The organism is Actinomadura sp. NPDC048394 (genome assembly GCF_040651755.1).
Taxonomy (GTDB): domain Bacteria; phylum Actinomycetota; class Actinomycetes; order Streptosporangiales; family Streptosporangiaceae; genus Spirillospora; species Spirillospora montaniterrae.
Genome location: NZ_JBEZJL010000022.1, coordinates 65,836 through 91,423, shown reverse-complemented (window position 1 = coordinate 91,423; position 25,588 = coordinate 65,836). Strand labels below are relative to the sequence as shown.

Genomic DNA, 25,588 nt, shown 5'->3' with positions numbered 1-25,588 from the left:
CGTCGACGCCGCACAGGAAGGTCCGCCGCGATGCTGCTCGTCGAGCTCATGGTTCCGAAGGGCGCGTTCACTCCCGAGGAGCGCCGGACGCTGGCCGGACGCCTCACCGCGGACCGCCTCCTGGCCGGCTCCGGCGGGGAGCACCGCGCCGACCCGGGCGTCCTGGCCTGGTTCGGCTCGCTCACCGACGTGATCGTCCACGAACCGGACGTCTGGCTCACCGATGGCCGCGACCTGCCGTGCCTCGTACGGATCCACGCCGGCGCCTGGGCCAGGGAGATGAGCGAGCACCTCGTCGCCCGCGCGACGCGGGAGCTGCTGGAGGCGGCGGCGGAGTTCGACGGCCCGGAGCGCGCCATGCGGGTGACGGTCAACGTCCACCCCGTCCCCGAAGGCGGGTACGGGCTCGGCGGGCGCGTTCTCCGGACCGCGGACTTCCAGGCGGCGATCGAAGACGCCAAGACGGGAACCGCCCAGCTACCCGACGGAATGGTCGTCGACCCCGCCTGCGGCGCGGTCATCCCCGCCGACAGCCCCGTGACCGCGGAACTGGACGGCGAAGTCCACCGCTTCTGCTGCACCCACTGCCGAGGGAGTTTCGTCAAGCGCCACCGCCTTAACGCGACGTCCTGACGCTGAGCGTCCGTCGCCGGGCTCCCTCAAGCGTTCGCCATCGCCGCCTCGCCGCGCGAGAAAGGCCAGGTCAGCGTCTGGGCAAGTCAGTTCGACCCCGTTCTGCCCGGGTACGGGCGGAACCGGAAAGGAAGGCGCCGGCACGGCCGGCACCGAGCTCTCCGAGGGAAGGACGTCCAGCGATGTCCCGAACGACTCAGCGGAACACCCCGCGCTCGCCGTGGCGGAGCCGCGGCGCACGGCTCGCGGTCCCCGTCGCGGCGATCGCCGCCGCAGCCACCGCGTGCGGCGGCTCGGCCGGTTCCGGCGGCGCCGCCCACCGTCCCGCCGTCCCGGTCGCCGCGTCGTCGTCGCCGAGCACCGCCAACGCGGGCGGAACGATCGCGACCGCGAAGGTCGGGAACCTCGGCCAGGTCCTCGTCGACGGCCAGGGCCGCACGCTGTACCTGTTCGAGAAGGACCAGGGCGGCAAGTCCTCCTGCTCGGGCGCCTGCGCGGCGGTGTGGCCGCCCGTCACCACCACCGGCAAACCGCACGCCGGCTCCGACGCCAAGGCGTCCAAGCTCGGCACCACCACCCGGAGCGACGGGACGACGCAGGTCACCTACGCCGGGCATCCGCTGTACTACTACGCGCCCGACGGCACCACGAAGGGCAGCGCCAAGGGCGAGGGGCTCAACCAGTTCGGCGCCGGATGGGACGTGCTGGCCCCGAGCGGCCAGAAGGTCGAGAAGAGTGGCTCCTGACCGGCCGGGCCGGTGGGCCGCCGCGGCGGCGGCCGGCCTGCTGGCCGCCGGCTGCGCGTTCGCGACGAACTCGCAGGACCCCGGCCGCCAGCAGGTCACCTCGGCCGCCGTCCCGAAGCTCGGGCGGATCATCGTCGACGACCAGGGCCGCACGCTCTACCTGTTCGCCGCCGACCCGCCGAACCGGTCCACCTGCTTCGGCGCGTGCGCGAGCATCTGGCCCCCGGCCACGACCCAGGGACGGCCCGGGACGTCCGGCGGGACCCAGGCGGCCAAGCTGACCACGATCGCCCGCTCCGACGGGCCGCGCCAGCTCGTCTACGCCGGGCATCCGCTGTACTACTACCAGGCCGACACCGGACGCGGCGACGCCCAGGGCCAGGGCATCACGCAGTTCGGCGCCCCCTGGTTCGCCCTCACGCCGCAAGGACAGATCCAGACCACGGGGAGTGCCCATGGCGGCTTCCAGCCCTGACGTCACCGCGACCGGCCACGGCGCCCTGACCCCGGCGCTGCTGCGCTGCCTGGCCGCGCTCCTGCTGTTCGGCGTCGGCGCGGTGCACCTGTACGAGTACTTCGCCGACTACTACCGCGTCATCCCGATCATCGGCCCGCTGTTCGCGGCCAACTTCGCCAGTGCGGTGGTGCTGGGCCTCGCCCTGCTCGCACCGCTCGGATCCATCCCCCTCGTCCGGTCCCTGCCGCTGCTCGGCCGGGCCCCGCACGCCCTCATCGCGCTCGGCGGGATCGTCTTCCTCCTGGGGACGATCATCGGGCTGATCCTCAGCGAGCAGGGCACGCTGTTCGGCTTCCACGAGTACGGCTACCGGACGACCGTCCGCCTGGCCCTCGCCCTGGAATCCGCCGCCGTGCTGGCCCTGGCCGCCTACCTGGCCCTGGAGACCCGCCGGCCGCACCCGTCGAACGCCGCTCCTATTTCGCGACGGCCAGGAGGCGGACGGCGAGCCCGGTGAAGACCGTGCCGCTGAAGATGTTGAGGCCGCGCGCGACACGGCGGCTCCGCCGCAGCAGCCGCGCGAGCCGGCCGGACAGCAGCCCGACCGTCCCGTCCACCGCGAGGCCGATGAGCACGAGCGTCAGCCCGAGGACGAGGAACTGGACCATCGGGTGCCCGAGCGAGGGGTTCACGAACTGCGGCAGGAACGCGATGTTGAACAGGATGACCTTGGGGTTGAGCAGGTTGGTGATGACGCCCTGCCAGAACGCGCGGAGCCTGCCCGGGCCGGCGGGGGCGGCCTCCTCGCCGGGTTCGCCGCGGTCCCGGAACGACTTCACCGCGAGGTAGAGCAGGTAGGCGGCGCCCGCCCAGCGGAGCACGTGGTAGAGGGTCGGCAGGGTGGTGAACAGCGCCGAAAGGCCGAGCATCGCCGCGATCGCGTGGGTGAGCGCGCCGGTGGCGACGCCCGCGGCGGCCATCACGCCGGTGGCGGGGCCGCCCCGCCCGCCCATGGCCACGATGAACATCATGTCGGGTCCGGGAGTGAGGCAGAGCGCGAGCGCGGCGACAAGAAATGCCACATAGAGGGATGTGTCCAACATGCCTGAATCATCGAACGCCACCCCACCCCGACGCGACCCCTTTGAAACCTCGATCAAACGTTCGAAAAACCAGCACGAACACCCGGCCGCCTCCTAGGCTCGACGGCGTGACCTCCCCTGAGAGCACCGAGCCATGCCGGGGTTTCTGGGCGGACGCCGCCCACCTCCGGGCCGGCTACCTGGCCGAGGTGCCGTCCCAGACCCTGGTGCTGAAGCTCGCCGAAGAGGTCGGCGAGGTCGCCGAGGCCTATATCGGGATGACCGGCGGCAACCCACGCAAAGGCGTCCACAAGACCGAAACCGACGTCCTGGACGAACTCGCCGACGTCATGCTGACCGCCGCCATTCTCATGGTCGATCTGGCGGGCGGCGCCGCGCAGGCCGAAGCGCATCTGGCGAGGCGGCTCGGGGTCGTTTCCGCGCGGAGCGTCGCTGCCCCACCGGCGGAAGGCGATGGCGCCGGCGGATGGTACGGGTCCTTCGTCGCGCCCCATGTGCTCTTGCGGCGCGAGGACGGCCGGGTCCTAATGCTGCGCCGCCACAAGACCGGGTACGCCGACGGGTGGCTCTGCCCGCCCGCCGGACGGATCGAGCCGGGCGAGGACGTGGTGGCGGCCGCGATCCGCGAGGCCGGCGAGGAGACCGGCGTCCGGCTGCGCCGGGCGGACGCGCGTTTCGTCCATGTCATGCACCGCACCGCCGCGACGCTGCCGGGGCCGTGCCATGCGGTCAGCGACTTCTGGTTCCGCTTCGACCGGTGGGAGGGCGAACCGCGCGTCGCCGAGCCGGACAAGGCGTCGGAGGTGTTGTGGATCAATCCTGCGCAGCCGTCCCATGACGTGATTCCGCACTGCGCGCTGGCGCTGGCCTCGATCGTGCGTGGTGAGGCGTTCGGGGTCGATGGATGGGCCTGACGTGGCGTCGTTCGCCTAGGCGATCTGGACTCGGTCGCTTTCGTTGTCGGAGAGGAAGGACGCGAGCGAGCGTCCCTCGTCGGTGATGTCGGCGCGGTCTGCTCGGGAGAGACGGCGCAGCGGGGTGACGGCCACGGTGCCGGCGTCGACGGTCCAGGTCGCGGCGACCCGGCCGTCGACCAGCACCATCCGGGCACCGGTGACGGACAGGCCGCGGTGCGCGTCGTCGATGATCCGGCCGCGGTGCTGGTAGCCGAGGATCGCGTTGTCGAACGCCGGCAGGAACCGCACCGGGGCGGGCGTGCCGGGGTCGGGGCGCGGCGCGTCGGGGAGGTCCAGCAGCTCGCGGCCCCGCTCGTCGCGGAAGGAGACCAGCTCCTCGCGCATCGCGGCGATCGCGGCGGGCAGTCCCGCGAGGCCGCACCAGGCGCGCAGGTCGGCGGAGGTGGCGGGGCCGAACGCGGCCAGGTAGCGCCGGACGAGCGCCCGGCCGACCGGGTCCGAGCCGTCCGGGGACGGCGGGTCGATGTCGCGGCCGAGCCAGATCGGCAGCGGGACGTTCCGCACGCCCGCTCGCGTCCGCCACAGCCCGCGAGGCGGGATCTGCACCATCGGGACGAGGGCGGCGACGAGCATCTCGCCGAGGGCCCGCGGCCCCGGCGCAGGCCAGCGCTCGGCGACCGCCCGCGCCAGCTCCGCCATCGTGCGCGGCTCGCCGTCGGCCGTCACCGCCCGTCCCGCCGCCGCGAGCTCGTCGAGATCCACCCCGGCGAGCTCGCGGCGGTAGACCGCGAGGACCCGCTGGCGCAGCATCGGGTCGTGGCGGGCCCGCCAGGCGAGGGCGTCTTCGGCCGTGACGAGGTGGACGGTGCGGCGCATGAGGTGCGTCCGCACCACGCGACGCCCGGTCAGCAGGTCCGACAGGTCCGCCGGGTCGAACGCGCGCAGCCGGGACCAGAGCCCGACGAACGGTTCCTGCGGTTCCTGCGCCTGCAATCCGCACAGGTGGGCGACGGCGCCGGCGACCGGCATCCCGGTGCGGTCGAGCAGCGACTGCCGGGCGAGCGTCGCGCGGTTCAGCGTCCGGGTGTCGAGGACGGTCATCCGTGCGCCGCGCGTGCGTCGCCTCGGAGGTCGGCGGCCATCTCACGCTCCTTGTAGCGGTTTCGTTGCCCGTCCACCGTCGCAGGGATAGCGGCCAGGATGTGACCGCTACCGCGCGCGACTCGCTAGCGCTCCGGCAGCGTCGCGTGCGGGGGCGTGGGCGCGATGTCGATCATGGTGCTGGTGATCGCCCACCGTTCGTGGTCGCGCCACGCTCCGTCGATGTACAGCAGCTCGGGCGACAGGCCCTCATGGCGGAAGCCGACGCGCCGGACCAGTTCGAGGGACGCGCGGTTCTCGGGCTGTATCTGGGCTTCGAGCCGGTGAAGCCGCAACTCCTCGAAGGCGTAGCGCACCGCCAGCTCGACTCCTTCGGACATGTAGCCCTGACCGGCGGACGGGGCGAAGGCGGCGTAGGCGATGGACGCCGACTGGAACCGTCCCCGGATGATGCTGTTGATGTTGACCACACCGGCGACGGCCCCGCTGCCGCGCACGCGGACCAGCAGCGACTCCTCGTCGGGTTTCGCATATCGCGCGAGGTAGGCCCGGAACTGCTCCGGCGTGGACGGCAGGGACACCCACGGCCGGTGCAGTTCCGCGCTGGCCCTCACCAGGTCGAGGAACTCGCCCTGGTCGCCGCCGCCGAGGTGGCGCAGCGTCACCCGGCGGCCGGCGTCCGTCCCGCCGGCTTGGAAGACATCGACAGCCCCATCATTCACAACTGGGACGGTACCGGCCTCGGCGCGCGGCGGCCCGGGGTGCCCGGATCAGGGGAGCGGGCATTCGATGGTGAATTCGGAGATGGCGTCGCCGGTGCCGGGGTCGGGGCACAGGAACCGGTCGTAGCGGGTGTCCTTGTCGACGAAGCGCTTGAGCCACACGAGCGAGTACTCCGCCGTGGGGGTGTTGGGGACCATGTAGTGGAAGTGGGTGACGTTCCTGAGCTGGATGAGCGCCTTGTCGCCGGTCTTGAGCCCGTCGTAGAACGGCTTGCCGAAGAGGCCGGTGGGGGCGAGGGTGTCCCAGTCGCCGCCGAAGATCAGGGTCGGGGTGCTGACCTGCCCGGCGACGCCGCCGATGTCCCAGGGGGACAGCGCGACGTCGGCCTTGATGTCGGGGTCGGCGGCGGCGGCCCGCAGCGCGCCTCCGCCGCCCATCGACCAGCCGATGACGCCGAGGCGGTGCGGGTCGATCCGGTCCTTCACCGGGCTGGTGGTCGTCAGGTACTTGAGCGCGGCGACGAGTTCGTCGCCGCGGGTGAACGGCGGGTCCAGCGGGGTGAGCGGGTTGAGGGTCATGACGACGAAGCCCTGGGAGGCCAGCCGCGGGCCGAGCCACTGCAGCGTCCCCTCCCAGCCGAGGAAGCCGGGGATGACGGTGACGGCGCCGAAGGTGCCCTGGCGGGTGTCCGTCGGGTAGTAGATCGTGCCGTTTCCGAACCCGGGGCCGCTCCCCCCGGGGACGGTCTGGGACGCGATCGCGAACGGCCCGGTCTCGGCGGCGACGCTCGCCGGGGTCGGGTCGGGGCCGCGCTGGTAGGGGTTGGTGTCGGCGCCGGCCGCCGGGGCGGGCAGCAGGGCGCCGGCGGCCAGCAGCGCGGCCGCGGCGAGGCCGGCGAGCGTGCGTGGAGACTTCACGTGGTCCTCCTCGTCGGGTGGACGGGCGGCCGTCCGCGACGAGCCTTTGGCGCCTGGCGCCCCGCGTTCGGCGTCCTGGGGGCGGGGGCCGGGAGGGCTCGTAGACTCGCGGGCGGCACATATCCACCTCGATCCGTTCTGACACTCCCGCGTATCAGATGATGTGATACGGCACGGTGTCAGATGGCGGTCGGGTGCAACCACGAACCTGGGGACGAAAACTCGGTGACCGGCACTGCGCCAGGTAAGGGTCGTCGCCGCTACGGCGGCCAGGACGCCCACGAACGGCAGAGGCGGCGCCGCGAAGCGCTCATGGAGGCCGGTCTCGACCTCTTCGGCACCCTCGGCTACGCCGACACCACCATCGAGGCCCTGTGCGAGCGCGCCGGACTGACCAAGCGCTACTTCTACGAGTCGTTCACCGACCGCGAAGCCCTGCTGAGGGCGGTCTACGACGCCCAGATCGAACCGCTCAAGGAGCGGCTGATCATGGCCGTGTCCGGACCCGGCATGAGCATCGAGGAGCAGATCGACACCGGCGTCGCCCTGTTCGTGGACGGCCTGACCGCCGACCCCCGCGCGGCCCGGATCGTCTTCCTGGAGTCGATCAGCAGCGGCCCCGCCCTGCGCGCCCGCGCCGACGAGGTCATCCACGAGCTGTCCGACCTCGTCCTGGCCCTGCTCACCGAGCACATCGACGGCCCCGCTCCGCGCACCGACCGCATGGAGTACGGGGCGCTGGCCGTCATCGGCGCCGTCCGCCAGCTCATCAACCACTGGTCCACCAGGCAGCGCACCACCGACATCGACGAGCTGACCGACGTCTGCAAGACGCTCTTCAAGATCGTCTACCGGCAGTTCCTGCTGGAACAGAGCCCCGACCAGCCGGTTCCTCGCGACTCGGCGGCCGGTAAATGATTGGACGGGACGACGCTCGGCCTTGTACCTTGCGACCGGCCGTGACACCGCCCGAGGAGGTGAGACCCATGAACGCTGGATCGACGTGGGTGCTCTCCCTCCCGTCATGGCTGGGCGATTGACGTAGGTGTCGCCGGGAGCGCCTCGCCACCAAGGCACTCCCGAAAGGCAACACCTATGCACTCTCAACGAGCCGAGCGCGACGTCACCGACCCCCGGCCGGCGGGCTCCGGCGCCGCTCCCCTCCCGTTCGACGTGATCATCGCCGGGGGCGGGCCGACCGGCGCGATGCTGGCCGCCGAACTGCGGCTGCACGACGTGCGGGTCCTCGTCCTGGAAAAGGAGACCGAGCCCGCGCCGTTCGTCCGCATCGTCGGCCTGCACATCCGCAGTCTCGAACTGATGGCGATGCGCGGACTGCTGGAGCGCGTTCTCGAACGCGGACGGCGGCGTCCGGCGGCCGGTTTCTTCGCCGCCATCAACAAGCCCGCGCCCAAGGACCTGGATTCCGCGCACGCCTATCTGGTGGGCATTCCGCAGCCGGTCATCGTCCGCCTCCTCGAAGACCATGCGATCCGACTGGGCGCACAGGTCCGGCACGGATGCGCGGTGGCCGGTATCGAGCAGGACGACGAGGGCGTCACCGTCGAGTTGTCCGACGGGGAACGGCTGCGGACGCGTTATCTCGTCGGCTGCGACGGCGGGCGCAGCACCGTCCGCAAACTGCTCGGCGTCGGCTTCCCCGGCGAGCCCTCGCGGAACGAAACGCTGATGGGCGAGATGCAAGCGGGCGCGCCGCCGAACGAGATCGCCGCCCGAGTCGCCGAAATCCAGGAGACCGAAAAGCGATTCTGGCTCAGGCCTTTCGGCGAAGGGACGTACAGCGTCGTCGTCCCCGCCGCGGGCGTCAGCGATCGCACGGAACCGCCCACCCTGGACGATTTCAAACGGCGGTTGCGCGCCGTCGCCGGAACCGATTTCGGCGTGCACTCCCCGCGCTGGATGTCCCGCTTCGGCGATGCCACCCGGCTCGCCGAGCACTACCGGATCGGACGAGTGCTGCTGGCCGGCGACGCGGCGCACATCCACCCGCCCACCGGCGGCCAGGGCCTCAACCTGGGCATTCAGGACGCGTTCAACCTCGGCTGGAAACTGGCCGCGCACATCCGCGGCTGGGCGCCGGACACCCTGCTGGACACCTACGAGGCCGAACGCCGTCCCGTCGCCGCGGACGTGCTGGACAACACCCGCGCCCAGATGGAACTGCACTCCCCCGACCCGGGCGCGCGGGCCCTGCGCAGGCTGCTCACCGAACTGATGGACTTCGACGACGTGAACCGCCACCTGATCGAGAAGATCACCGCGATCGGCATCCGCTACGACTTCGGCGAGGGCCCCGACCTGCTCGGCCGCCGCCTGCGCGACCTCGACCTGAACCAGGGGCACCTCTACGACCTGCTGCATCGCGGCCGCGGCCTGCTGCTGGACCGCACCGGACGCCTGACCGCCGGCGGCTGGTCGGACCGCGTCGACCACGTCGCCGACCCCACCGCGGCGCTCGACGTCCCCTGCGTCCTGCTACGCCCCGACGGCCACGTCGCCTGGATCGGCGACGATCAGCAGGCCCTGAACGACCACCTCTCCCGCTGGTTCGGCGCCCCCGCCACCTGACGCGGACGGCGAGCAGATCGGCGGGCCGCCCAGACCCGCAGCTCTGCTCGCCGGCAGCGGAGGACGCACCGATCCTCACCGCTCATGCTCAGACGTTTCCCATGCCGAGCAGTGCCCGATGCGGAAGGGCGAGACGGCCATCCGACCCGGTGAACTCTGCACTCAGGAGGTCGAAATGCCGCTTGATCTCCGCTCTGGTCTCGGGCGTTTGGGTCGCGACGAGATGGCCTATGAAGCCGACACCCGACGCCGCGCCATGCCACCACTCCTGCGCGGAAACGTGATGGTTCCAAGTGATGGTCCGGCAAGAGGGATCGGAAATCCCGGCGGCCCGCATCAGATCCACAAGCCCCTGTTCAGTGCGCGGGAAATCGTCCTCGGACGCCAGGACCGGCCGATGCCCATCGTGGCGCACACCGGCGGCCTCGATCGCTCGTCCCAGCAGAGCCCGCCCAGCCCCGCCCGGCACCGCCCAGACCGTCACCGCGATCCGGCCGCCCGGCCGGGCCACCCGGCCCAGCTCGGCCAGTGAACGCCGTGGCCGGCCCACATGGTCCAGCACGAAGTTGGCGGTCACCACGTCGAAGGCGTCATCGGCGAACGGAAGAACGGGCAGCTCGGCGACACCGACCTCAGCCGACGGCACGGCCTTCGCGGTGAGCTCCACCATTCCGGGGTCGGCATCGACAGCGGTGACCCGGGCGCCCCTCGCGCACGCCTCGGCGGCGACGTTCCCCGACCCGGTGCCCACGTCCAGCAGATGGACGCCAGAACCGGCTCCAACGGCGTCCAGCAAATCCCCGATCGGATACGCGCACACCGCGGCGAAGGACTCCGCATAGGCAACCGCCCGCCCCGACCAGACCGAACGCGCACTCTCCCCCAGATCACCCACGACAGCTCCAACCCGACTGATCAACCGCACTCTCGTCGAGAACAGACGGTAGCCCCAGTCAGCGTCCGTGGACGGGAAGGCGGCTGGCCACTGAGCCGACGGTGATGTCACCGCAGCCGCCGGCTTTCCCCGGGCGAGCGTGATGGCGGGACGGCATCCAACCGGCCGCTACCGGCACGGAACGCTCCGGACAACGGGGCCGGCTTGGTAGCTGGCTCTTCGCCCCAAACCATCGACCTGCAGCGCCTCTACCACCACTACTCCAACCAACCATCCCCGGGGCTCCAGGGCGCTGCTGGCATGAGAGAGACAGTCGCGAGCTGCTTGGCGCGCGCGCTCCCATAGCGGCATAGTCGTGATCGCTACGTCGTCCCACGCGTCCGGAGCGTCACTCAGTTGATCCAACAGGTAGTCGAGCTCGCTAAGACGCGACCGTAGTTGCGGTGTGACCCATCCGGCTTCTTCGCTGCGCCATAGGACGGGGTATCCCGTATCCCACTCGAAACACTCGTCTACGTCCGGGTCTTGGATCTGCTCCCGTGCATCCATCGAGAGTTTGGCGACGCTACCTCTCAGGATCGACCAAAACACCCGCGCTCGCTGCTCGGCTTCGTCAGTAGTCTCCATCCGCGCCAACGGTAGCTCCGCACAGGCGAGTCAGACCGCCTCGCGTGAACGAGTGCCCCGGTTCCAGGAGGGGGCCGGGAACCATGGGGTTCCCCGGACACATGCTCGACGGCTCCAGGGAGTCTTCGATCTGTCAGAGGCGACGGGCATCATCACAAAGATGTCGTCGCCACCTACCCTCACCACGGAACGGAGCCCGTCCGATGGCCAGACGCTTTCAGACCCAGGTATTCGTGGAGTACGGCCAGTACCTCATCATGGATGGCGCCCCCGCCCGATGAGGACGGCACCTGGCCGACGGAGATCGACGGTGTTCCCATCGAACAGCACCTTCTTCAGGTGTGGCCTTCGCCCGAGGGTGGGCCTGATCTCCTCTACAAGACAACTGATCTGGTCGGGGCCTATCGCCGCAAGCGAGCCGAGGAGCATTAGGGGCGTCTCATTTCGCACCCACGGCACGCTTGGACGTCGATGGTGCTGAGGGGGCGGCCTCGTCTTACTTCCAGGAGATCGTGTATTCCTCAGGGTGATCTGCTGTGCCGCCGAATGTCCGCCACCGTGCTGCGACGACTGTCGAGTTGGAGAAGACCAGTTCGGTTTCGAGTTGGGAGGTGTGCGGCGCCAGGGAGTTGGCGGGTCGCGGGCATGCGTTGGGAAAGCCGGCCAGGGTTGTGCTCGCCCAATTCTTGGCGACGGCTCCGTTTGGGAGTAGGCCTGAGAGATGGCTGGTGACGTCGGTGACGTCACCGACGGACATGGTGCGGTCGCCTCTGTTCGTCAGCGAGAAGCGGATGCAGTACGGCACCTGGATCTTCCGCCTGTCCGCCGGCTCGAAGTCGGTGATGGGCAGCTTGTCGATGGTGTTGACCCCCACTGCTATGCGGTCCACGGGGCTGGTGGTCCCGGTCTGGTGGAGGACGAACGCCATGTCTCCGAGTTTGAGGGTCGTTCCGGAAGGGGTCTCATCGCTGCTGCCGTTGTTCTGATAGCTGCCGGACGCGAAACGTGTGAGGGCGTAGAGGCCCAGGCCGCATACCGCAAGGACGGCCAGGATCACGGCGGCCGCACGGACGGCGGGCGGCGTTCCCGGCCCTGGTGCCGGAGTGGCCGGCAGCGTTTCCGGGACCGGTGACGGTGAAGTCGGAACCGTTTCCGGGCCTGGCGTCTGCGGCAGCGTTTCGGTGCCCGCCCCATTGAGACGCGCGATGACCGCGGTCGCGTCGCGTGGGCGGTCGTCGGGCCGCTTGGCGAGCAGTTCGAGCACGAGCGCGTTGAGATGGTCCGGGACGTCCGCGCGCAGGGACCGCGGTGGAGCGGGGATCTGCTCAAGATGCTGGTAGAGGATCGCGGCCAGGCCGGCGCCGGTGTCCACCCAGGGAGCGCCGGTGAGCATCTCGTACAGGACGCAGCCGAAGGCGTACAGGTCCGTCCGCTGGTCGACGGTACGGCCCTGGATCTGTTCGGGTGCCATGTACATGGGGGTGCCGGCGGACCCGCCGGTGGCGGTGATCTTCGTGGCGTCGGCGAGGCGGGCGATCCCGAAGTCGCAGACCTTGACCCGTCCGCCTTCCAGCAGGAACAGGTTGGCGGGCTTGAGGTCCCGGTGCACGATGCCTCGTCCGTGCGCGGCGGACATCGCGTCGAGGATCTGGACGGCGAGGTCCTTCACCCGTTCGATGGGCATCCCGCCGGGGTGTTCGCCCAGCGTCCGTTGCAGGTCCCGGCCCTGCATCAGCTCCATCACCAGGAAGAGCAGGCGTTCGTCACCGTAGTGATGCTCGTCGATGTCGAACACGGTGGTGATGCCGGGATGATTCAGCGTCGCGGCGATCTCGGCTTCCCGGCGGAATCGGGCCACAGCGGCCGGGTCCGCCGCCATCGTCAGCGGCAAGATCTTGACCGCGACCGGGCGCCGCAAGCGCAGGTCGACGCCCCGCCACACCTCTCCCATACCGCCCCGGCCGAGCGGTTCCTCCAGCCGGTACCGGCCGGCCAGTTCCAGACCACCCTGCACTGATGCCTCCACACCCGGCCGTCAGGGATAGATCACGCAATCGGAACATTCCACCAGACCCGGTGACGGGGATCCACTTCCAGCCAGACCGACATCGGCCTCGGCACGATGCGCCGATGAGCCGGCCACACCGAACCACGCCCCGCCCCGGTGGCAGAAGATTTTTCGCCGCTTTCCGTCACACCGGGCGGGGAGCATGTGTCCAATCCTTCGTCAGCGTCACCGACCGAAGGAGGAGCCGACGATGTCGACCCCGAACGCCATGGAGAAGACCGAGGTGCTGGGCTCGTGGATGGCGCACCGCCGCAACGGCGAGTCCGGCCCGGTCGTGGTCTTCCTGCACGGCAACCCCACGTCCTCCCACCTGTGGCGCGACGTCCTCCCGCACGTCGGCGACCGGGCGCGGTGCCTGGCGCCGGACCTGATCGGGATGGGCGCCTCCGGCAAGCCCGACATCGGCTACCGTTTCGCCGATCACGCCCGCTATCTGGACGCCTGGATGGAGACGGTCGTGGGCGACGGGAGGGTGGTCCTGGTCGGCCACGACTGGGGCGGTGCGCTCGCCCAGGACTGGGCCGCCCGGCGCGGTGACGGGCGGGTGGCCGGAATCGCGCTGATCGAGACGTTCCTGCGGCCGATGCGGTGGACGGAGATGGTCCCGCAGGCCGCCGAGATGTTCCGGGCGTTCCGCACGCCCGGCGTCGGCGAGCGGATGGTCTTGGACGACAACCTGTTCATCGAGGGGAACCTGCGCCGCCTGGTGCCCGGGATCAGCGAGCAGGATCTGAACGTCTACCGGACGCCCTACCCCGACCCGGCCTCGCGCCGTCCCATGCTGCAATGGGCGCGGGAGTTCCCGCTGGACGGCGAGCCGGCGGACGTGGTGGACACGGTGGCCGCGTACGGGACATGGATGGGACGGTCCCCCGAGGTGCCGAAGCTGCTGATGACCGTCGAGCCGGCCCAGGGGCTCGGCTCGCCTGAGATCATCGCCTGGGCCAGGGAGAACATCAGCGCGTTGCGCATCGAGCGGGTCGGTGAGGCGGGCCACCACGCCCCCGAGCAGATCCCCGGCGCGATCGGCCGGGCGGTCGCGCGCTGGCTGGAGGAGATCCGATGACGTCGGGCGACGATCGAACCCCGAGGGATGACGTCCTCGACCTGGTGACGAGGGCGGTGGACGGGGACGAGGACGCGCTCGCAGAGGTGCTGGCCCGCGTTCAGGACCCCGTCTACCGGCTGGCGCTGCGCATGACCGGCCGCGTCGCCGACGCCGAGGACGCCACGCAGGAGATCCTCATCCGCGTCATGACCCGCCTGTCCATGTTCCGCGGCGAGGCGTCGCTGGTCACCTGGGCTTACCGGATCGCCGTGAACCACCTGCTCAACCTCCGGCGGCGACCGGCGGAGACGCTGACGTTCGCCTCCTACCGGCAGGACCTGCTCGACGGGCTGCGGGCTCCCGACTACACCGGCCCCGACAGCGCGCTGCTCGCCGAGGAGATCCGGCTGCTGTGCACCCAGGCGCTGCTGCAGTGCCTGGACGGCGCCGGCCGTGCCGCCTATGTCGTCGGTGAGATCCTCGGCCTGACGGGCGAGGAGGCGGCGTGGGTGCTCGCCATCTCGCCTGCGGCCTACCGCAAGCGCCTTGAGCGCGCGCGCCGCCAGGTCCGTCAAGCACTACGGGGGCGCTGCGGGCTCTTGGACGCCTCCGCGCCGTGCCGCTGCGACAAACGGATCACCTACGCCATCGGCAAAGGGCGGATCCCTTCCAGCGGCCCCGTCCTCGCCACCCATCCCACCGGCGCCAAGCGCGACGCCCGGACCGTCACGGCGGCCGCTGCTCTCGGACGGCTCCGCGACGTGGGAGAACTGCTGCGCGCCCACCCCGACTACGCAGCGCCTCAAGCTCGCGCCAAGGCCGTCCTGGCGCTGCTGCACTCCACCCATTACAAGAACCTGCTGCCCGACCAACCACCCTGAGGGGCCGCGGGTCTGACGTCGAGCAGCGCCTCGCCTGGGCAGCCGGTGGTCAGAAGCGCCACCGTTCGGCCTGGGACGCAAAGGCCGGCGAGGTCAGCTTCACCGACTCGCGGCGCAGGTCGGCGAACAGGTCGACGCCGTCCTGGTGGGCCCGGAACTCGTGGGATCCCCGCCAAGCCCGGCCACGCTTGATCGTGATCTCCGCGACCCGGTCGGTGCCCGGGTCGAGGTAGTCGGCGCAGAGCGCGAACAGGCCGGTGCCGCGGCCCATCTGGATCCCCAGGCCGATGCCAAGGGCCTCCTCGGGCGGGGCGATGCCGAGCGTTTCGGCAGCGGCGGCAAGCGCCGACAAGGCCATGGGCTTGGGGGCGTCCAGGAGCAGCGGCGGGAGCGGCTCGGGAAGGAGCACGCCCTGCCCGGGCACGACGACCAGGGCGAAGGCCGGGGAGCGGCCAGGCGTCCGGCCGGGGTCCGCCTCCCGGAACACCACCTCGCCGTGCCCGTCGGACGTCCAGACCACGTCCGCGTCGACGGTGAGGGCCTCGAAGACCAGGTCGGACACCATGTTTTCGAGGGCCACGCGCGCGTCGGGGTCTCTCAGCACGCCATGCCGGCGGCTGGAAGAGGAATCGACGATCTCGTAGTGCCAGGTGCCGGCTTCCGCGGCCGCCGGTCGCAACGTCACCCGAACCGGATATGAAGAGGGCTTCGGCATCGTGATCGGCATCCTCGTCCATTTCGGCGACGCCCGGGTGGCGCCAGAGGCTCAACGCGCTCTGATTCGTTGCGGGGACGAACGCCTTATCGGTAGACGACCTCCTGCTCCTGCGTGGAGTTCGTGACACGCAGATCCCGGACGACGACCCGGCCGGGCCCTTCCGGTTCGGCGCAGTCCGAGCCGTGCAGGTCAAGGTGTCCGAGGTCGGCGGGGAAGGCCATGCCGTGCCCGACGTACTCCGGGTCGAGAGCGAAGACGACACGTATTCCGCTCCCTGGCGGCGCCTCGATCCGCTCCGGAACGGAGCGCGGCCGGATGCAGACGAGTTCCTGACGGAATGCGTGACCGTCCTGCCACTCCTCCACCACGACTCTTTCGCAGAGGGCCATCACCGCAGCCATGAGCCACCACCCAGCACCGTTCAAGTACTCGAAGTAGTTGGCGGCCGGCAGCCTCGGATCCCGCAGCCCCACACCGAAGTACATGCCTGGACGCTTGCGTACCGCCTCGTCGAACTCCACCACGGTGATGTCCGCAGCGCTGTACTCATGCCCCGCCACGCCCCAACGCTACCGATCCAACGGCCGAAAGCGTTTCCGCCAACCTGCACCGACCCGGCCGTCCTCATGGCCACGACGGCGCTGCTGCTCGTACTGTCACGGCATGAAGCGGATCGTTGCGTGGACCGTGGCGATCACCATCCTGGTCGCTGCTGCGCTCGGGTGGTGCGTGGCGTTCGCTCCTGGCTGGATCGTCCGGCATGACCTGGGTGCACGCGGACTATCCGCGCTGTCGGCCGCCGATCGGTTGAAGGCGATGAGTGATGTGCGGGCGACCGTACTTCAGGGGTTGGCCGCCATGGTCGCCCTGGGCGGAATCGGGGTGGGCGCCGCGGCGACCTTGCGGCAGATCAGAGTCAGCAGAGAAGGCCAGTTCATCGATCTGTTCACCAAGGCCCTGGAACAGCTGTCGAGCGACGATGTGCTCGTGCGCCAGGGCGGCGTGTACGCCATGGAGCAGATCGCCGGTGCCGCCCCGCACTACCGGGGCCATATCGGGGCGCTCCTGGCCAGTTTCGTCCGGCAACAGGCTCCGTGGCCGCCGTCACGTCCGCTGGAAGAGATCGATGCCGAACGAGCGGGCTATACCGGCGGTCTGCGCGACGACGTCGGTGGGGCCATGGCGGCTCTCACCCGCCGGTCGATGGTCCTTCCCGGAAGCAGCATCGAGCTGGAGAAGGTCGATTTCCGGGGCGCCTATCTGCACGAAAAGAACCTCAGCAGGTTCTGTTTCGCCGATGCCAACCTCGAAGGCGCCACGCTCACCAAATGCGATCTCTCGCACGCGACCCTCGCCAACGCCAACTTGAACGACGCCGACCTGACAGGCGCCACATTGACCGGCGCCGACCTCACCGGAGCCGACCTGACCGGCGTCATCGGCCTCGACCCCACTCGAACTGCCGAGCCGGCCCGGCCCGGACCCCCATCACGAACGCAAGCCGACTCGTAGACAGGGGACGCAGCGAGCAGCACGCCGGCTCGCTGGGGGGAAGCGGCGTCAACCTCCTGGTCCGGGCTCGTCGGCCACGGGTGGCAGGAGGGTCAGTTCGAGGTATCGCGTGGTCGTCCAGGCTTGCCACACTTGAAGAGAATTGCCTGCCGGCGCGACCCGTATCCAGACGGGTTCGCCAGGAACCGCGGTAAAGGCCACCGGAGGGCTGCCCGTCCAGTCGATGACGGCCCGCGCAACGTGCTCACCTGGCTCAACATCGACGCTGACCTGTCCGCCCCGTTTGATCTTGCCGCAGAAGGTGTCGTCAATGATCAGACGGTAGGCGCGAATCCGATCCCGATAACCGCCCGGCGGCCGCAGGAACGTGACTCGTACGGTTCCGCCCATGTTCGCCATGGTCGCACGGGCGACGCGGCGCACGGCGGGACCGGCCCGAACCGGCCGCATGCCCAAAAGATCAAGGCCCAGGTTCGGGATCGTGTCCCTGGCCTGGGCCTCTGCGGTGAGCGGGTGACGGGAATCGAACCCGCGCTGTCAGCTTGGGAAGCTGAAGTTCTACCATTGAACTACACCCGCGTGGCGGGGGTGGAGGGCCGCCCGCGCTTGGACATCGTACCGGAAAGTCGGGTGCGGCGTGGCGGGGGTGCGGGTGGGATAGCTTTTCGGGGTGCTGCTCTCCGATCGCGACATCAGGTCCGAGCTCGAGTCCGGGCGGGTGAAGATCGACCCGTACGAGCCGGGCATGGTCCAGCCGTCCAGCGTGGACGTCCGGCTGGACCGGTACTTCCGGGTGTTCGAGAACCATAAGTATCCGCACATCGATCCGGCTGTGGAGCAGCCGGATCTGACGCGGCTGGTGGAGGTGGACGCCGAGGAGGCGTTCGTGCTGCATCCCGGGGAGTTCGTGCTGGCCTCGACGTACGAGGTGTTCGGGCTGCCGGACGACCTGGCGGCCAGGCTCGAGGGGAAGTCCAGCCTGGGGCGGCTGGGGCTGCTGACGCACTCGACGGCGGGGTGGATCGACCCGGGGTTCAGCGGGCACGTGACGCTGGAGCTGTCGAACGTGGCGACGCTGCCGATCAAGCTGTGGCCGGGGATGAAGATCGGGCAGATGTGCCTGTTCAGGACGAGCTCGCCGGCGGAGTACCCGTACGGATCGGAGCGCTACGGGTCGCGGTACCAGGACCAGCGGGGGCCGACGCCGTCGCGGTCGTACCTGAACTTCCACCGCACCAAGGTGTGACGCGGGGCACGTGACTCAGATCACGCAAAGATGAAACATCTTCTCGGGACGGGTAGTTTCGAGCGACGCACAGCCATGGCACCTGGTTGACAGCCTCTTTGCATTGAGGTGGTCGACGGGTGCCGGACGGATGAGGGCTACCCGTTTCCGCGCCGCCCCCGGGTGTGGGAACACGGAAGGAGATCGTGTCCATACTCCGCGCGGAAAGCGTCACGAAGCTGTTCGGCCGGAAGGCGGCCGAGGCGCAACGAAAACTCAAGGCGGGCGCGGACCTGAAGGACGTCCGCTCACTGGGCGTCACCCCCGCCGTCGTGGACGCCACGTTCGAGGTCGAGCAGGGCGAGATCTTCGTGGTGATGGGCCTGTCGGGGTCCGGTAAGTCCACGTTGATCCGGATGCTGAACGGGCTTCTGGAGGCCACCTCCGGGACCGTCGAGATCGATGGCCAGGATATCGCGAAGCTGTCGCCGAAGGCGCTGCGAACGCTCCGGCAGGACAAGATCAGCATGGTCTTCCAGCACTTCGCGCTCTTCCCCCATCGGTCCGTCCTGGCGAACGCGGCGTACGGGCTCGAGGTCCGCGGCGTCGCCAAGGAGGAACGAGAGAGGAAGGCCCGGGAGTTCCTGGGGCTCGTCGGGCTGGCGGGCTGGGAGGACAGGCTTCCCGGTCAGCTGTCCGGCGGCATGCAGCAGCGGGTCGGGCTGGCGCGCGCGCTGGCGGCGGGCACCGACATCATCCTGATGGACGAGGCGTTCAGCGCGCTGGACCCGCTGATCCGGCGCGAGGTGCAGGACCTGCTGCTGGATCTGCAGGGACGGTTCGGCAAGACGATCGTGTTCATCACGCACGACCTGAACGAGGCCATGCGCATCGGCGACCGGATCGCGGTGATGCGGGAGGGCCGGATCGTGCAGATCGGCACGGCCGAGGAGATCCTGACGGACCCGGCGAACGACTACGTCGCGCAGTTCGTCGCGGACGTCGACCGGACGCGGGTGCTGACGGCGTCGTCGGTGATGGAGAAGCCGCTGGTGACGGTGCTGTCGTCGACGGGGCCGCGGACGGCGCTGCGGACGATGCGCGAGCACCAGACCGACGCCGCGTTCGTCGTCGGCCGGGACCGGAGACTGATCGGCAAGGTGAAGGCCGCGGCGGTCGCGGACGCCGTCCAGGAGAACGTGCAGAAGCTGGACGGCCTGATCGACCCGGAGGACCTGGAGCCGGTGCCGCCGGACACGCCGGTCGCCGACCTGTTCCAGCGGTGCGCGGAGAGCGACCTGCCGGTGCCGGTGGCGGACGAGGCCGGGACGCTGCTCGGGGTGATCCCGCGGGTGACGCTGCTGGCGGCGCTCGGCGCGATCAGCACGCACGTGGACGAGGTCGTCGACTCGGGCGGCGGGGACGAGGCGGAGCCGGCGCTCGCGCTGACGAAGGAGGGTTCCGTTGACGACTGACGTGCTCGCGAGCGAGCTGCCCCGGGTGCACGTCGGCGACTGGTTCTCCGACCTGGTCGACTGGTGCACCACGAACCTCGGCTGGCTGTTCGACGGGATCGGGTCGGCGATCACCTGGGCGGTCGACGACCTGACCGACCTGCTGAACCTGCTGCCGCCGATCGGGCTGGCGGTGGTGCTGGCGGTGATCGCGCTGCTGCTGAGCGGCTGGAAGCTGAGCGTGTTCACGCTGCTCGGCTTCGGGCTGGTCGACAGCATGGAGCTGTGGGATCCGGCGATGGACACGCTGGCGCAGGTGCTGGTGGCCGGGGTGATCGGGGTGGTGATCTCGATACCGATCGGCATCGCGGCGGGGCGCAGCGCCGTCGTGAGCCGGATCGTCCGCCCGGTGCTGGACTTCATGCAGACGATGCCGGCGTTCGTGTACCTGATCCCGTCGGTGTTCTTCTTCCACATCGGCGTCGTGCCGGGTGTGGTGGCGACGGTCGTGTTCTCGCTGCCGCCGGGCGTGCGGCTGACCGAGCTCGGCATCCGCGGCGTGGACCCGGAGATGGTCGAGGCGGGCGAGGCGTTCGGCACGCCGCCGCTGCGGGTGCTGACCCGGATCCAGATCCCCCTCGCGATGCCGTCGATCATGGCGGGCGTCAACCAGCTGATCATGCTGTCGCTGTCGATGGTGGTGATCGCGGGCATGGTCGGCTCCGACGGCCTCGGCGGCGTGGTGCTGGAGGGCATCCAGCGGCTGGACATCGCCAAGGGCTTCGAGGGCGGCCTCGGCGTCGTCGTCCTGGCGATCTACCTGGACCGTCTCACCGGCGCGCTCGGGCAGGGCCCGAGCATGCTGCGCTCGCTGTTCGCGCGGGGCCGGGCGGGCGACGCCGCGGACGCCCCGGAGCCGGTCACGTCCACGGCGACCGCGCTGCGCTGACCGGCGCACGGACTTTCCACCCCCCCTGCAAGGCGACGAAAGGAAGGGCATTGCGTCCTAAGTTCAAGGTTCTGGCCGCGGCGGCGATGGCGCTGGCGCTCGGCGCGACGGCGAGTGCCTGCAACAGTTCGGACAACAAGAAGAACAGCAAGGATCTGACGCTCGGCGTCGTGTCCGGCTGGGCGGAGGGCGAGGCCGCCACCGCCCTCTGGAAGAAGATGCTGACCGACAAGGGCTACAAGGTCACGGTCAAGGAGCTCGACACCGGCCCGCTGTACGCGGGCATGGCGCAGGGCGACGTGGACCTGTACGTCGACTCGTGGCTGCCGAACACCCACGAGGACTACTGGAAGCAGTACGGCGACAAGCTGGAGAAGATCGGGATCTGGTACCCGTCGGCGCCGCTGACGATCGCGGTCCCGAACTACTCGCCGCTGCACTCGCTGGCCGACCTGAAGGGCAAGGGCTCGCAGTACGGCGGCAAGATCATCGGGATCGAGAAGAGCTCCGGGCTGTACCGGGTGTCGCAGACGAAGATGCTGCCCGCCTACGGCCTGGACAAGGAGTACACGGTCACGACGTCGTCGACGGCGGCGATGCTGGCCGAGCTGCAGAAGGCGATCAGCGCCCACAAGGACATCGTCGTCACGCTGTGGCGCCCGCACTGGGCGTACTCGAAGTTCCCGATCCGGGACCTGCAGGACCCGAAGGGCGCGATGGGCAAGCCGGACGGCGTGAACACCGTCGCGCGCAAGGACTTCTCCAAGGACGAGCCGCAGGTCGCGGCCTGGCTGAAGAAGTTCAAGATGGACGACAAGCAGCTGGGCTCGCTGGAGGACCTCATCGCGAACCAGTACAAGGGCAAGCCGGACCAGGCGGTGGACGCGTGGCTGAAGGCGAACCGGGGCTTCGAGCAGTCCATGACGGGCTGACGATGCGTCGTCCCGTCCCCGAGGGAACGTTCCAGCGTTCCTGAAGGCGTCAGGGGGGCCGTCCGGAACCACCGGACGGCCCTCTGCCTTTTCCGGCCCGTCCTGGACCGTTTCAGGACGTTCCGGGCCGCCTCCTCCCCGGTCAGCCCGCGAGGCCGACGCTGAAGACGACCACGGCGAGGCCGAGGCCGGTCGCGCACAGCGTCATCACGCGCGGGTGGCCGCTGTGCGCCTCCGGCAGGATCTCGGCGGCGGACAGGTACAGCAGGACGCCGGCGAACAGCCCGAGGTAGGGGCCGAGGACGCCCTCCGGGACCGTCCCGAGCAGGGTGAGCGCGGCCCCGGCGACGGGCGCGAAGGCGTCGGCGACCAGCAGCGCCAGCGCGGGACGCCGGTCCCGGCCGCCGAGCGAGGCCGCGGTGAAGGTGTTGAAGCCGTCCGCGAAGTCGTGGGTGATGACGGCGAGCGCGACGAACGCGCCGGTCTGCGTGCCGGACTGGAACCCGAGGCCGATGCTGAGGCCGTCCACGAGGCTGTGCCCGACGAGCGCGAACGCGGCGAGCAGCCCGGCGCCGCCCGCGCCGCCGTCGGGGTGGCCGTGGCCGTGCGCGTGGACGTGCGGGGCGTACTCGCCCTCGTGGGCGCGGTGGATCGCGACGGCCTGCTCGACGACGTGCAGCAGCAGGAACCCGGCGGCGAAGCCGATCATCGGGGCGGGGACACCGAGCGGCCGGTCCCGGGACAGCTCCAGCGACTCGGGGATCAGGTCGAACGCGACGACGCCGAGCATCAGGCCGCCCGCGAGACCGAGGACGAGGTGCCGCTTGTCGCGCACCCGCATCGCCGCGAGCCCGCCGGCGAGCGTCATCAGGAATGCCAGGGCGGACACGAGCACGGCCATCCCCTGGTCTTACCAGCCGTCCCGGGGATCACGCCTCCCGCCGCGTCCATGATCGGCTACGGAAGGCTTGACCATGGCGGAGGCCCCGGCCCCCGCCGGAGCGGGTTCCGGGGCCTCGGTCACGACCGCGCTATTCGGCGGCGACGGGCTCCTTCTCCTGGGCGGTGCCTTCGCCCTTGATGGAGCGGATGAGGAGCTGGGAGACGTCGACGACCTCCAGGCTCTCCTTGGCGTCGCCGGAGTTCTTCTTCTCGTTGATGGCGTCGCCGAGCATGACCAGGCAGAACGGGCACGCGGTGGAGACGGTGTCGGGGTCGGTGGTCAGCGCCTCGTCCACGCGCTCGGTGTTGATGCGCTTGCCGATCCGCTCTTCCATCCACATCCGGGCGCCGCCGGCGCCGCAGCAGAACCCGCGGTCCTTGTGGCGGTGCATCTCCTGGGTCCTGACGCCCGGGACGGTGGCCATGATGTCGCGGGGCTGCTTGTAGACCTTGTTGTGGCGGCCCAGGAAGCACGGGTCGTGGTAGGTGATCTTCTCCTCGATCGGGGTGACCGGGGTGAGCTTGCCCTCCTCGACCAGGTGCGCCAGCAGCTGGGTGTGGTGGACGACCTCGTAGTTCCCGCCGATCTGCGGGTACTCGTTGGCCAGGGTGTTGAAGCAGTGCGGGCAGGTCGCCACGATCTTCTTCACGCCGGCGTCGTTGAGGGTCTCGACGTTCTGCTGGCCGAGCATCTGGAAGACGAACTCCATGCCCAGGCGGCGGGCCGGGTCACCGGTGCAGGCCTCCATCGGGCCGAGCACCGCGAACTTGACGCCCGCGATGTGCAGCAGCTCGGCGACGGCCTTGGTGGTCTTCTTGGCCCGGTCCTCCAGGGCGCCGGCGCAGCCGACCCAGAACAGGTACTCGGTGTCCTCGGAGACCTTGTCGTCGACGACCTCGACCTCGAAGTCCAGCTCCTCGATCCATTCGAGGCGCTTCATCTCCGACATGCCCCATGGGTTGCCCTTGTTCTCCAGGTTCTTCAGCATGACGCCGGCCTCGGAGGGGAACGAGGACTCGATCATGACCTGGAAGCGGCGCATGTCCAGGATGTGGTCGATGTGCTCGATGTCGACCGGGCACTGCTCGACGCACGCGCCGCAGTTGGTGCAGGACCACAGCACGTCGGGGTGGATGACGCCGTCCTCGCCGACGAGCTCCTTGTCGACCTGCATGGCGAGCTTCTGCTCGTCGGTGAACTTGGCCTGCGCCTCCTCGGAGGCGGTGAAGTAGGGGGCCTTGGCCAGCGCGTGGTCGCGCAGCTCCAGGATCACCATCTTCGGCGACAGCGGCTTGCCGGTGTTCCAGGCGGGGCACTGGGACTGGCAGCGACCGCACTCGGTGCAGGTCGCCATGTCGAGGAAGCCCTTCCAGGTGAAGTCCTCGATCTTGCCGCGGCCGAAGACGTCCTCGTCGGGGTCGGCCTCCTCGAAGTCGAGGGGCTTGCCGCCGGACATCATCGGCTGCGCGGCGCCGAGCCCGTCGGGGCGGCGCTTGAACATGACGTTCAGCGGGGCGAGGAAGATGTGCAGGTGCTTGGAGTGCACCACGAACACCAGGAACACCAGCGCGACGCCGATGTGCAGGAGCAGGCCGATGGACTCCAGGATGTCCAGCGTGTGGTGGCTCAGGCCGTCGAACAGGTGCCCGACCAGGTAGGAGAAGTAGGCGCCCTTGCCGTAGTCGAGGTTGCCGTTGGCCCACTCGACGCCCCGGTAGAAGAACATCGTCCAGATCACGTTGAAGATCATGAACAGCGTGATCCACGCGCCGGACAGGTGCGAGCCCTTGAACCGGGACTTGCGCTCCAGCCGCTTGGGCGAGTTCTTGATCCGGATCGAGGTGAAGACGATCAGGCCCGCGGTGCAGGCCAGCGCGATGGTGTCCTGGACGAACCCGATCGGGCCCCACGTCTGCAGCCACGGGATCTTCTTGTCCAGGCCCGCCAGCAGCGCGACCGCCGCCTCCAGGTACACGGTGGCCAGCAGGAAGAACGCCCACATCACCGCGGCGTGCGCGGAACCGGCCAGCGTCCACTTCAGCAGCTTGCGCTGCCCCAGGACCTCGGTGACCTGGCCCTCGATGTCGGCCTTCTTGTCACGCTTGACCTGCAGCACGCGCTCGGGGTCGGGCTGCCCGGCCATGGCCGTGTTGTACAGGAACAGCACCCGCCGGCCGGCGAGCGCCAAGGCGACCGCCGTTCCGGCGAGCCCAATGACCAACGTGATCCAGAACACTGTTCCGTCCTCCTGGGGTACGGGCGATGGCAGTCAGCGTAGGGCTCGCGACAGACCGCATCTCATCCGGGGCCCGAATACTACTCGGTAGTAGCTTACGTGGTCACACGCGCAGGTCAGCACGCCTCTCGACCGGTCCGCGCGCCGGTGGGCCGCGAACTGCCGTTCCGTCGTCCCCATACCTTACGGATCCGGCGCACCGATGAGTATCGGCCGGTTCCCGAGTCAAAACCAGAGGACGAGGCCCGTCCAGCGCGTTCCCGCCCAGCGGTACGCCGGCGCGGCGGGCCGGACCGACGAAGGAGAGACCGGCGATGACTCGCAACCCCGACCTCGCGCCCGCGGCCCACCGGCTGGCGGAGCTGCTCGGCGCCGTCCGCGACGACCGGCTCGGCGCGCCGACGCCCTGCGAGGCCACCTCGCTCGCGACGCTGATCGACCACGTCGACGGCCTGTCGCTGGCGTTCGCGCAGGCCGCGGCCAAGGACGTCCCGGAGGGCGGGTCGACGCCGCCGGCCCCGGACGGCGCGAACCTGGCGCCCGACTGGCGCGCCCGCGTCCCCGAGCGGCTCGGCGCGCTCGCCGCCGCCTGGCGCGACCCGTCCGCGTGGGAGGGGATGACGGAGGCCGGCGGCGTGCAGATGCCCGGCGAGGTCATGGGACGCGTCGCGCTGAACGAGCTGGTCGTGCACGGCTGGGACATCGCGACCGCCAGCGGGCAGCCGTACGTCTGCGGCGACGAGGAGGTGCAGGAGTGCCTCGTGTTCGTCGGGCAGGCCGTCGAGCAGAGCGGCGGCAAGGGCACGCCGGGGCTGTTCGGACCGCCCGTCGCCGTCCCGGACGGCGCGTCCCCCCTCGACCGGCTGATCGCCCTCACCGGCCGCGACCCGTCCTGGACGCCCTGACCCTGACCC

25 protein-coding genes, 1 tRNA gene and 1 pseudogene are annotated in these 25,588 nt (G+C 70.1%); 15 read left to right on the top strand and 12 right to left on the bottom strand.

Annotation, left to right across the window (positions count from 1 at the left end; genetic code table 11):
* Positions 1-30: 30 nt before the first annotated feature.
* From AB0C78_RS18020 to AB0C78_RS18005, 4 genes are all read left to right on the top strand, one after another.
* Complete coding sequence (locus tag AB0C78_RS18020) at positions 31-633, top strand: hypothetical protein (protein ID WP_360748814.1); 603 nt, start codon at positions 31-33, stop codon at positions 631-633.
* Positions 634-815: 182 nt separating this feature from the next.
* Complete coding sequence (locus tag AB0C78_RS18015) at positions 816-1,379, top strand: hypothetical protein (protein WP_360748811.1); 564 nt, start codon at positions 816-818, stop codon at positions 1,377-1,379.
* The gene (locus AB0C78_RS18010) at positions 1,369-1,854 is read left to right on the top strand and encodes a hypothetical protein (protein WP_360748808.1); all 486 of its coding nucleotides are present in this window, start codon (positions 1,369-1,371) and stop codon (positions 1,852-1,854) included. The genes AB0C78_RS18015 and AB0C78_RS18010 overlap by 11 nt, the downstream gene beginning before the upstream one ends.
* The gene (locus tag AB0C78_RS18005; RefSeq protein WP_360748805.1) at positions 1,835-2,353 is read left to right on the top strand and encodes a hypothetical protein; all 519 of its coding nucleotides are present in this window, start codon (positions 1,835-1,837) and stop codon (positions 2,351-2,353) included. The genes AB0C78_RS18010 and AB0C78_RS18005 overlap by 20 nt, the downstream gene beginning before the upstream one ends.
* Here AB0C78_RS18005 and AB0C78_RS18000 read toward each other — a convergent pair.
* Positions 2,313-2,939, bottom strand: a complete 627-nt coding sequence (locus AB0C78_RS18000) for a LysE family translocator (protein ID WP_151540777.1) — start codon at positions 2,937-2,939, stop codon at positions 2,313-2,315. The two genes, AB0C78_RS18005 and AB0C78_RS18000, sit on opposite strands and share 41 nt — an antisense overlap.
* A gap of 107 nt (positions 2,940-3,046) precedes the next feature.
* On the opposite strand from AB0C78_RS18000, the gene AB0C78_RS17995 reads away from it, so the two are divergent.
* Complete coding sequence (locus tag AB0C78_RS17995; RefSeq protein WP_360748802.1) at positions 3,047-3,853, top strand: NUDIX domain-containing protein; 807 nt, start codon at positions 3,047-3,049, stop codon at positions 3,851-3,853.
* A 15-nt stretch (positions 3,854-3,868) separates the two neighbouring features.
* Here AB0C78_RS17995 and AB0C78_RS17990 read toward each other — a convergent pair whose 3' ends face one another.
* From AB0C78_RS17990 to AB0C78_RS17980, 3 genes are all read right to left on the bottom strand, one after another.
* Positions 3,869-4,957, bottom strand: coding sequence for a winged helix DNA-binding domain-containing protein (locus AB0C78_RS17990; RefSeq protein ID WP_360748799.1), 1,089 nt, complete (start codon positions 4,955-4,957; stop codon positions 3,869-3,871).
* A 125-nt stretch (positions 4,958-5,082) separates the two neighbouring features.
* The gene (locus AB0C78_RS17985; protein WP_360748796.1) at positions 5,083-5,679 is read right to left on the bottom strand and encodes a GNAT family N-acetyltransferase; all 597 of its coding nucleotides are present in this window, start codon (positions 5,677-5,679) and stop codon (positions 5,083-5,085) included.
* 48 nt (positions 5,680-5,727) lie between these two features.
* Positions 5,728-6,597 (bottom strand): alpha/beta hydrolase, encoded by an 870-nt coding sequence (locus AB0C78_RS17980; RefSeq protein ID WP_360748793.1) that lies wholly within the window; start codon positions 6,595-6,597, stop codon positions 5,728-5,730.
* Between the two features lie 225 nt (positions 6,598-6,822).
* Here AB0C78_RS17980 and AB0C78_RS17975 point away from each other — a divergent pair, with 225 nt between their 5' ends.
* The gene (locus tag AB0C78_RS17975) at positions 6,823-7,515 is read left to right on the top strand and encodes a TetR/AcrR family transcriptional regulator (RefSeq protein ID WP_360748790.1); all 693 of its coding nucleotides are present in this window, start codon (positions 6,823-6,825) and stop codon (positions 7,513-7,515) included.
* Between the two features lie 177 nt (positions 7,516-7,692).
* Complete coding sequence (gene rox / locus AB0C78_RS17970) at positions 7,693-9,186, top strand: rifampin monooxygenase (protein ID WP_360748787.1); 1,494 nt, start codon at positions 7,693-7,695, stop codon at positions 9,184-9,186.
* An 88-nt stretch (positions 9,187-9,274) separates the two neighbouring features.
* On the opposite strand, the gene AB0C78_RS17965 is transcribed toward rox, so the two are convergent.
* Both AB0C78_RS17965 and AB0C78_RS17960 read right to left on the bottom strand, forming a co-directional pair.
* Positions 9,275-10,081 (bottom strand): class I SAM-dependent methyltransferase, encoded by an 807-nt coding sequence (locus tag AB0C78_RS17965; RefSeq protein WP_360748784.1) that lies wholly within the window; start codon positions 10,079-10,081, stop codon positions 9,275-9,277.
* 1,123 nt (positions 10,082-11,204) lie between these two features.
* Entirely contained in the window at positions 11,205-12,722 is a 1,518-nt protein-coding gene (locus AB0C78_RS17960) for a serine/threonine-protein kinase (RefSeq protein WP_360748781.1), read from the bottom strand.
* Positions 12,723-12,966: 244 nt separating this feature from the next.
* On the opposite strand from AB0C78_RS17960, the gene AB0C78_RS17955 reads away from it, so the two are divergent.
* Positions 12,967-13,842: a haloalkane dehalogenase gene (locus AB0C78_RS17955; RefSeq protein ID WP_360748778.1), complete on the top strand. Its 876-nt coding sequence runs from the start codon at positions 12,967-12,969 to the stop codon at positions 13,840-13,842.
* Positions 13,839-14,705, top strand: coding sequence for a sigma-70 family RNA polymerase sigma factor (locus tag AB0C78_RS17950; RefSeq protein WP_360748775.1), 867 nt, complete (start codon positions 13,839-13,841; stop codon positions 14,703-14,705). Before AB0C78_RS17955 ends, AB0C78_RS17950 begins: the two co-directional genes overlap by 4 nt.
* Positions 14,706-14,754: 49 nt before the next feature.
* On the opposite strand, the gene AB0C78_RS17945 is transcribed toward AB0C78_RS17950, so the two are convergent.
* The gene (locus AB0C78_RS17945; protein WP_360748772.1) at positions 14,755-15,432 is read right to left on the bottom strand and encodes a hypothetical protein; all 678 of its coding nucleotides are present in this window, start codon (positions 15,430-15,432) and stop codon (positions 14,755-14,757) included.
* Between the two features lie 74 nt (positions 15,433-15,506).
* Entirely contained in the window at positions 15,507-15,983 is a 477-nt protein-coding gene (locus AB0C78_RS17940) for a hypothetical protein (protein ID WP_360748769.1), read from the bottom strand.
* Positions 15,984-16,086: 103 nt separating this feature from the next.
* Between AB0C78_RS17940 and AB0C78_RS17935 the strand changes: the two genes are divergently transcribed.
* Positions 16,087-16,935, top strand: a complete 849-nt coding sequence (locus AB0C78_RS17935; protein ID WP_360748766.1) for a pentapeptide repeat-containing protein — start codon at positions 16,087-16,089, stop codon at positions 16,933-16,935.
* A gap of 48 nt (positions 16,936-16,983) precedes the next feature.
* Here the strand turns inward: AB0C78_RS17935 and AB0C78_RS17930 are convergent, their stop codons facing one another.
* Positions 16,984-17,325, bottom strand: coding sequence for a hypothetical protein (locus AB0C78_RS17930; RefSeq protein WP_360748763.1), 342 nt, complete (start codon positions 17,323-17,325; stop codon positions 16,984-16,986).
* 118 nt (positions 17,326-17,443) lie between these two features.
* Positions 17,444-17,514: transfer RNA gene (locus AB0C78_RS17925), tRNA-Gly, on the bottom strand.
* Positions 17,515-17,605: 91 nt separating this feature from the next.
* On the opposite strand from AB0C78_RS17925, the gene dcd reads away from it, so the two are divergent.
* The 4 genes and pseudogenes from dcd to AB0C78_RS17905 all read left to right on the top strand — a co-directional run bounded on the left by dcd (position 17,606) and on the right by AB0C78_RS17905 (position 21,495).
* Complete coding sequence (dcd, locus tag AB0C78_RS17920; RefSeq protein ID WP_360748760.1) at positions 17,606-18,181, top strand: dCTP deaminase; 576 nt, start codon at positions 17,606-17,608, stop codon at positions 18,179-18,181.
* A 185-nt stretch (positions 18,182-18,366) separates the two neighbouring features.
* On the top strand, positions 18,367-19,635 hold the full coding sequence (locus tag AB0C78_RS17915) for a glycine betaine/L-proline ABC transporter ATP-binding protein (protein WP_360748757.1): 1,269 nt from the start codon (positions 18,367-18,369) through the stop codon (positions 19,633-19,635).
* Positions 19,636-19,810: 175 nt separating this feature from the next.
* Positions 19,811-20,458 (top strand): annotated as a pseudogene (locus AB0C78_RS17910) (ABC transporter permease subunit); the annotation flags it as partial.
* A gap of 155 nt (positions 20,459-20,613) precedes the next feature.
* Entirely contained in the window at positions 20,614-21,495 is an 882-nt protein-coding gene (locus AB0C78_RS17905; RefSeq protein WP_360748754.1) for a glycine betaine ABC transporter substrate-binding protein, read from the top strand.
* A 142-nt stretch (positions 21,496-21,637) separates the two neighbouring features.
* On the opposite strand, the gene AB0C78_RS17900 is transcribed toward AB0C78_RS17905, so the two are convergent.
* Together AB0C78_RS17900 and AB0C78_RS17895 are read right to left on the bottom strand one after the other, a co-directional pair.
* Positions 21,638-22,396, bottom strand: coding sequence for a ZIP family metal transporter (locus AB0C78_RS17900; RefSeq protein ID WP_360748751.1), 759 nt, complete (start codon positions 22,394-22,396; stop codon positions 21,638-21,640).
* 130 nt (positions 22,397-22,526) lie between these two features.
* Entirely contained in the window at positions 22,527-24,674 is a 2,148-nt protein-coding gene (locus AB0C78_RS17895; protein ID WP_360748748.1) for a (Fe-S)-binding protein, read from the bottom strand.
* 314 nt (positions 24,675-24,988) lie between these two features.
* Between AB0C78_RS17895 and AB0C78_RS17890 the strand changes: the two genes are divergently transcribed.
* Positions 24,989-25,579 (top strand): TIGR03086 family metal-binding protein, encoded by a 591-nt coding sequence (locus tag AB0C78_RS17890; RefSeq protein WP_360748744.1) that lies wholly within the window; start codon positions 24,989-24,991, stop codon positions 25,577-25,579.
* Positions 25,580-25,588: the final 9 nt, after the last annotated feature.

Excerpts from the sequence above, each read along its gene's own strand:
- AB0C78_RS17935 (WP_360748766.1), top strand. The coding sequence starts at position 16,087 with ATGAAGCGGATCGTTGCGTGGACCGTGGCGATCACCATCCTGGTCGCT.
- AB0C78_RS17930 (WP_360748763.1), bottom strand. The coding sequence starts at position 17,325 with ATGGGCGGAACCGTACGAGTCACGTTCCTGCGGCCGCCGGGCGGTTAT.
- AB0C78_RS17945 (WP_360748772.1), bottom strand. The coding sequence starts at position 15,432 with ATGCCGATCACGATGCCGAAGCCCTCTTCATATCCGGTTCGGGTGACG.
- AB0C78_RS17890 (WP_360748744.1), top strand. The coding sequence starts at position 24,989 with ATGACTCGCAACCCCGACCTCGCGCCCGCGGCCCACCGGCTGGCGGAG.
- AB0C78_RS17950 (WP_360748775.1), top strand. The coding sequence starts at position 13,839 with ATGACGTCGGGCGACGATCGAACCCCGAGGGATGACGTCCTCGACCTG.
- AB0C78_RS18005 (WP_360748805.1), top strand. The coding sequence starts at position 1,835 with ATGGCGGCTTCCAGCCCTGACGTCACCGCGACCGGCCACGGCGCCCTG.
- AB0C78_RS18020 (WP_360748814.1), top strand. The coding sequence starts at position 31 with ATGCTGCTCGTCGAGCTCATGGTTCCGAAGGGCGCGTTCACTCCCGAG.
- AB0C78_RS17900 (WP_360748751.1), bottom strand. The coding sequence starts at position 22,396 with ATGGCCGTGCTCGTGTCCGCCCTGGCATTCCTGATGACGCTCGCCGGC.
- AB0C78_RS17955 (WP_360748778.1), top strand. The coding sequence starts at position 12,967 with ATGTCGACCCCGAACGCCATGGAGAAGACCGAGGTGCTGGGCTCGTGG.
- AB0C78_RS17990 (WP_360748799.1), bottom strand. The coding sequence starts at position 4,957 with ATGACCGTCCTCGACACCCGGACGCTGAACCGCGCGACGCTCGCCCGG.
- AB0C78_RS18000 (WP_151540777.1), bottom strand. The coding sequence starts at position 2,939 with ATGTTGGACACATCCCTCTATGTGGCATTTCTTGTCGCCGCGCTCGCG.
- AB0C78_RS18015 (WP_360748811.1), top strand. The coding sequence starts at position 816 with ATGTCCCGAACGACTCAGCGGAACACCCCGCGCTCGCCGTGGCGGAGC.
- rox (WP_360748787.1), top strand. The coding sequence starts at position 7,693 with ATGCACTCTCAACGAGCCGAGCGCGACGTCACCGACCCCCGGCCGGCG.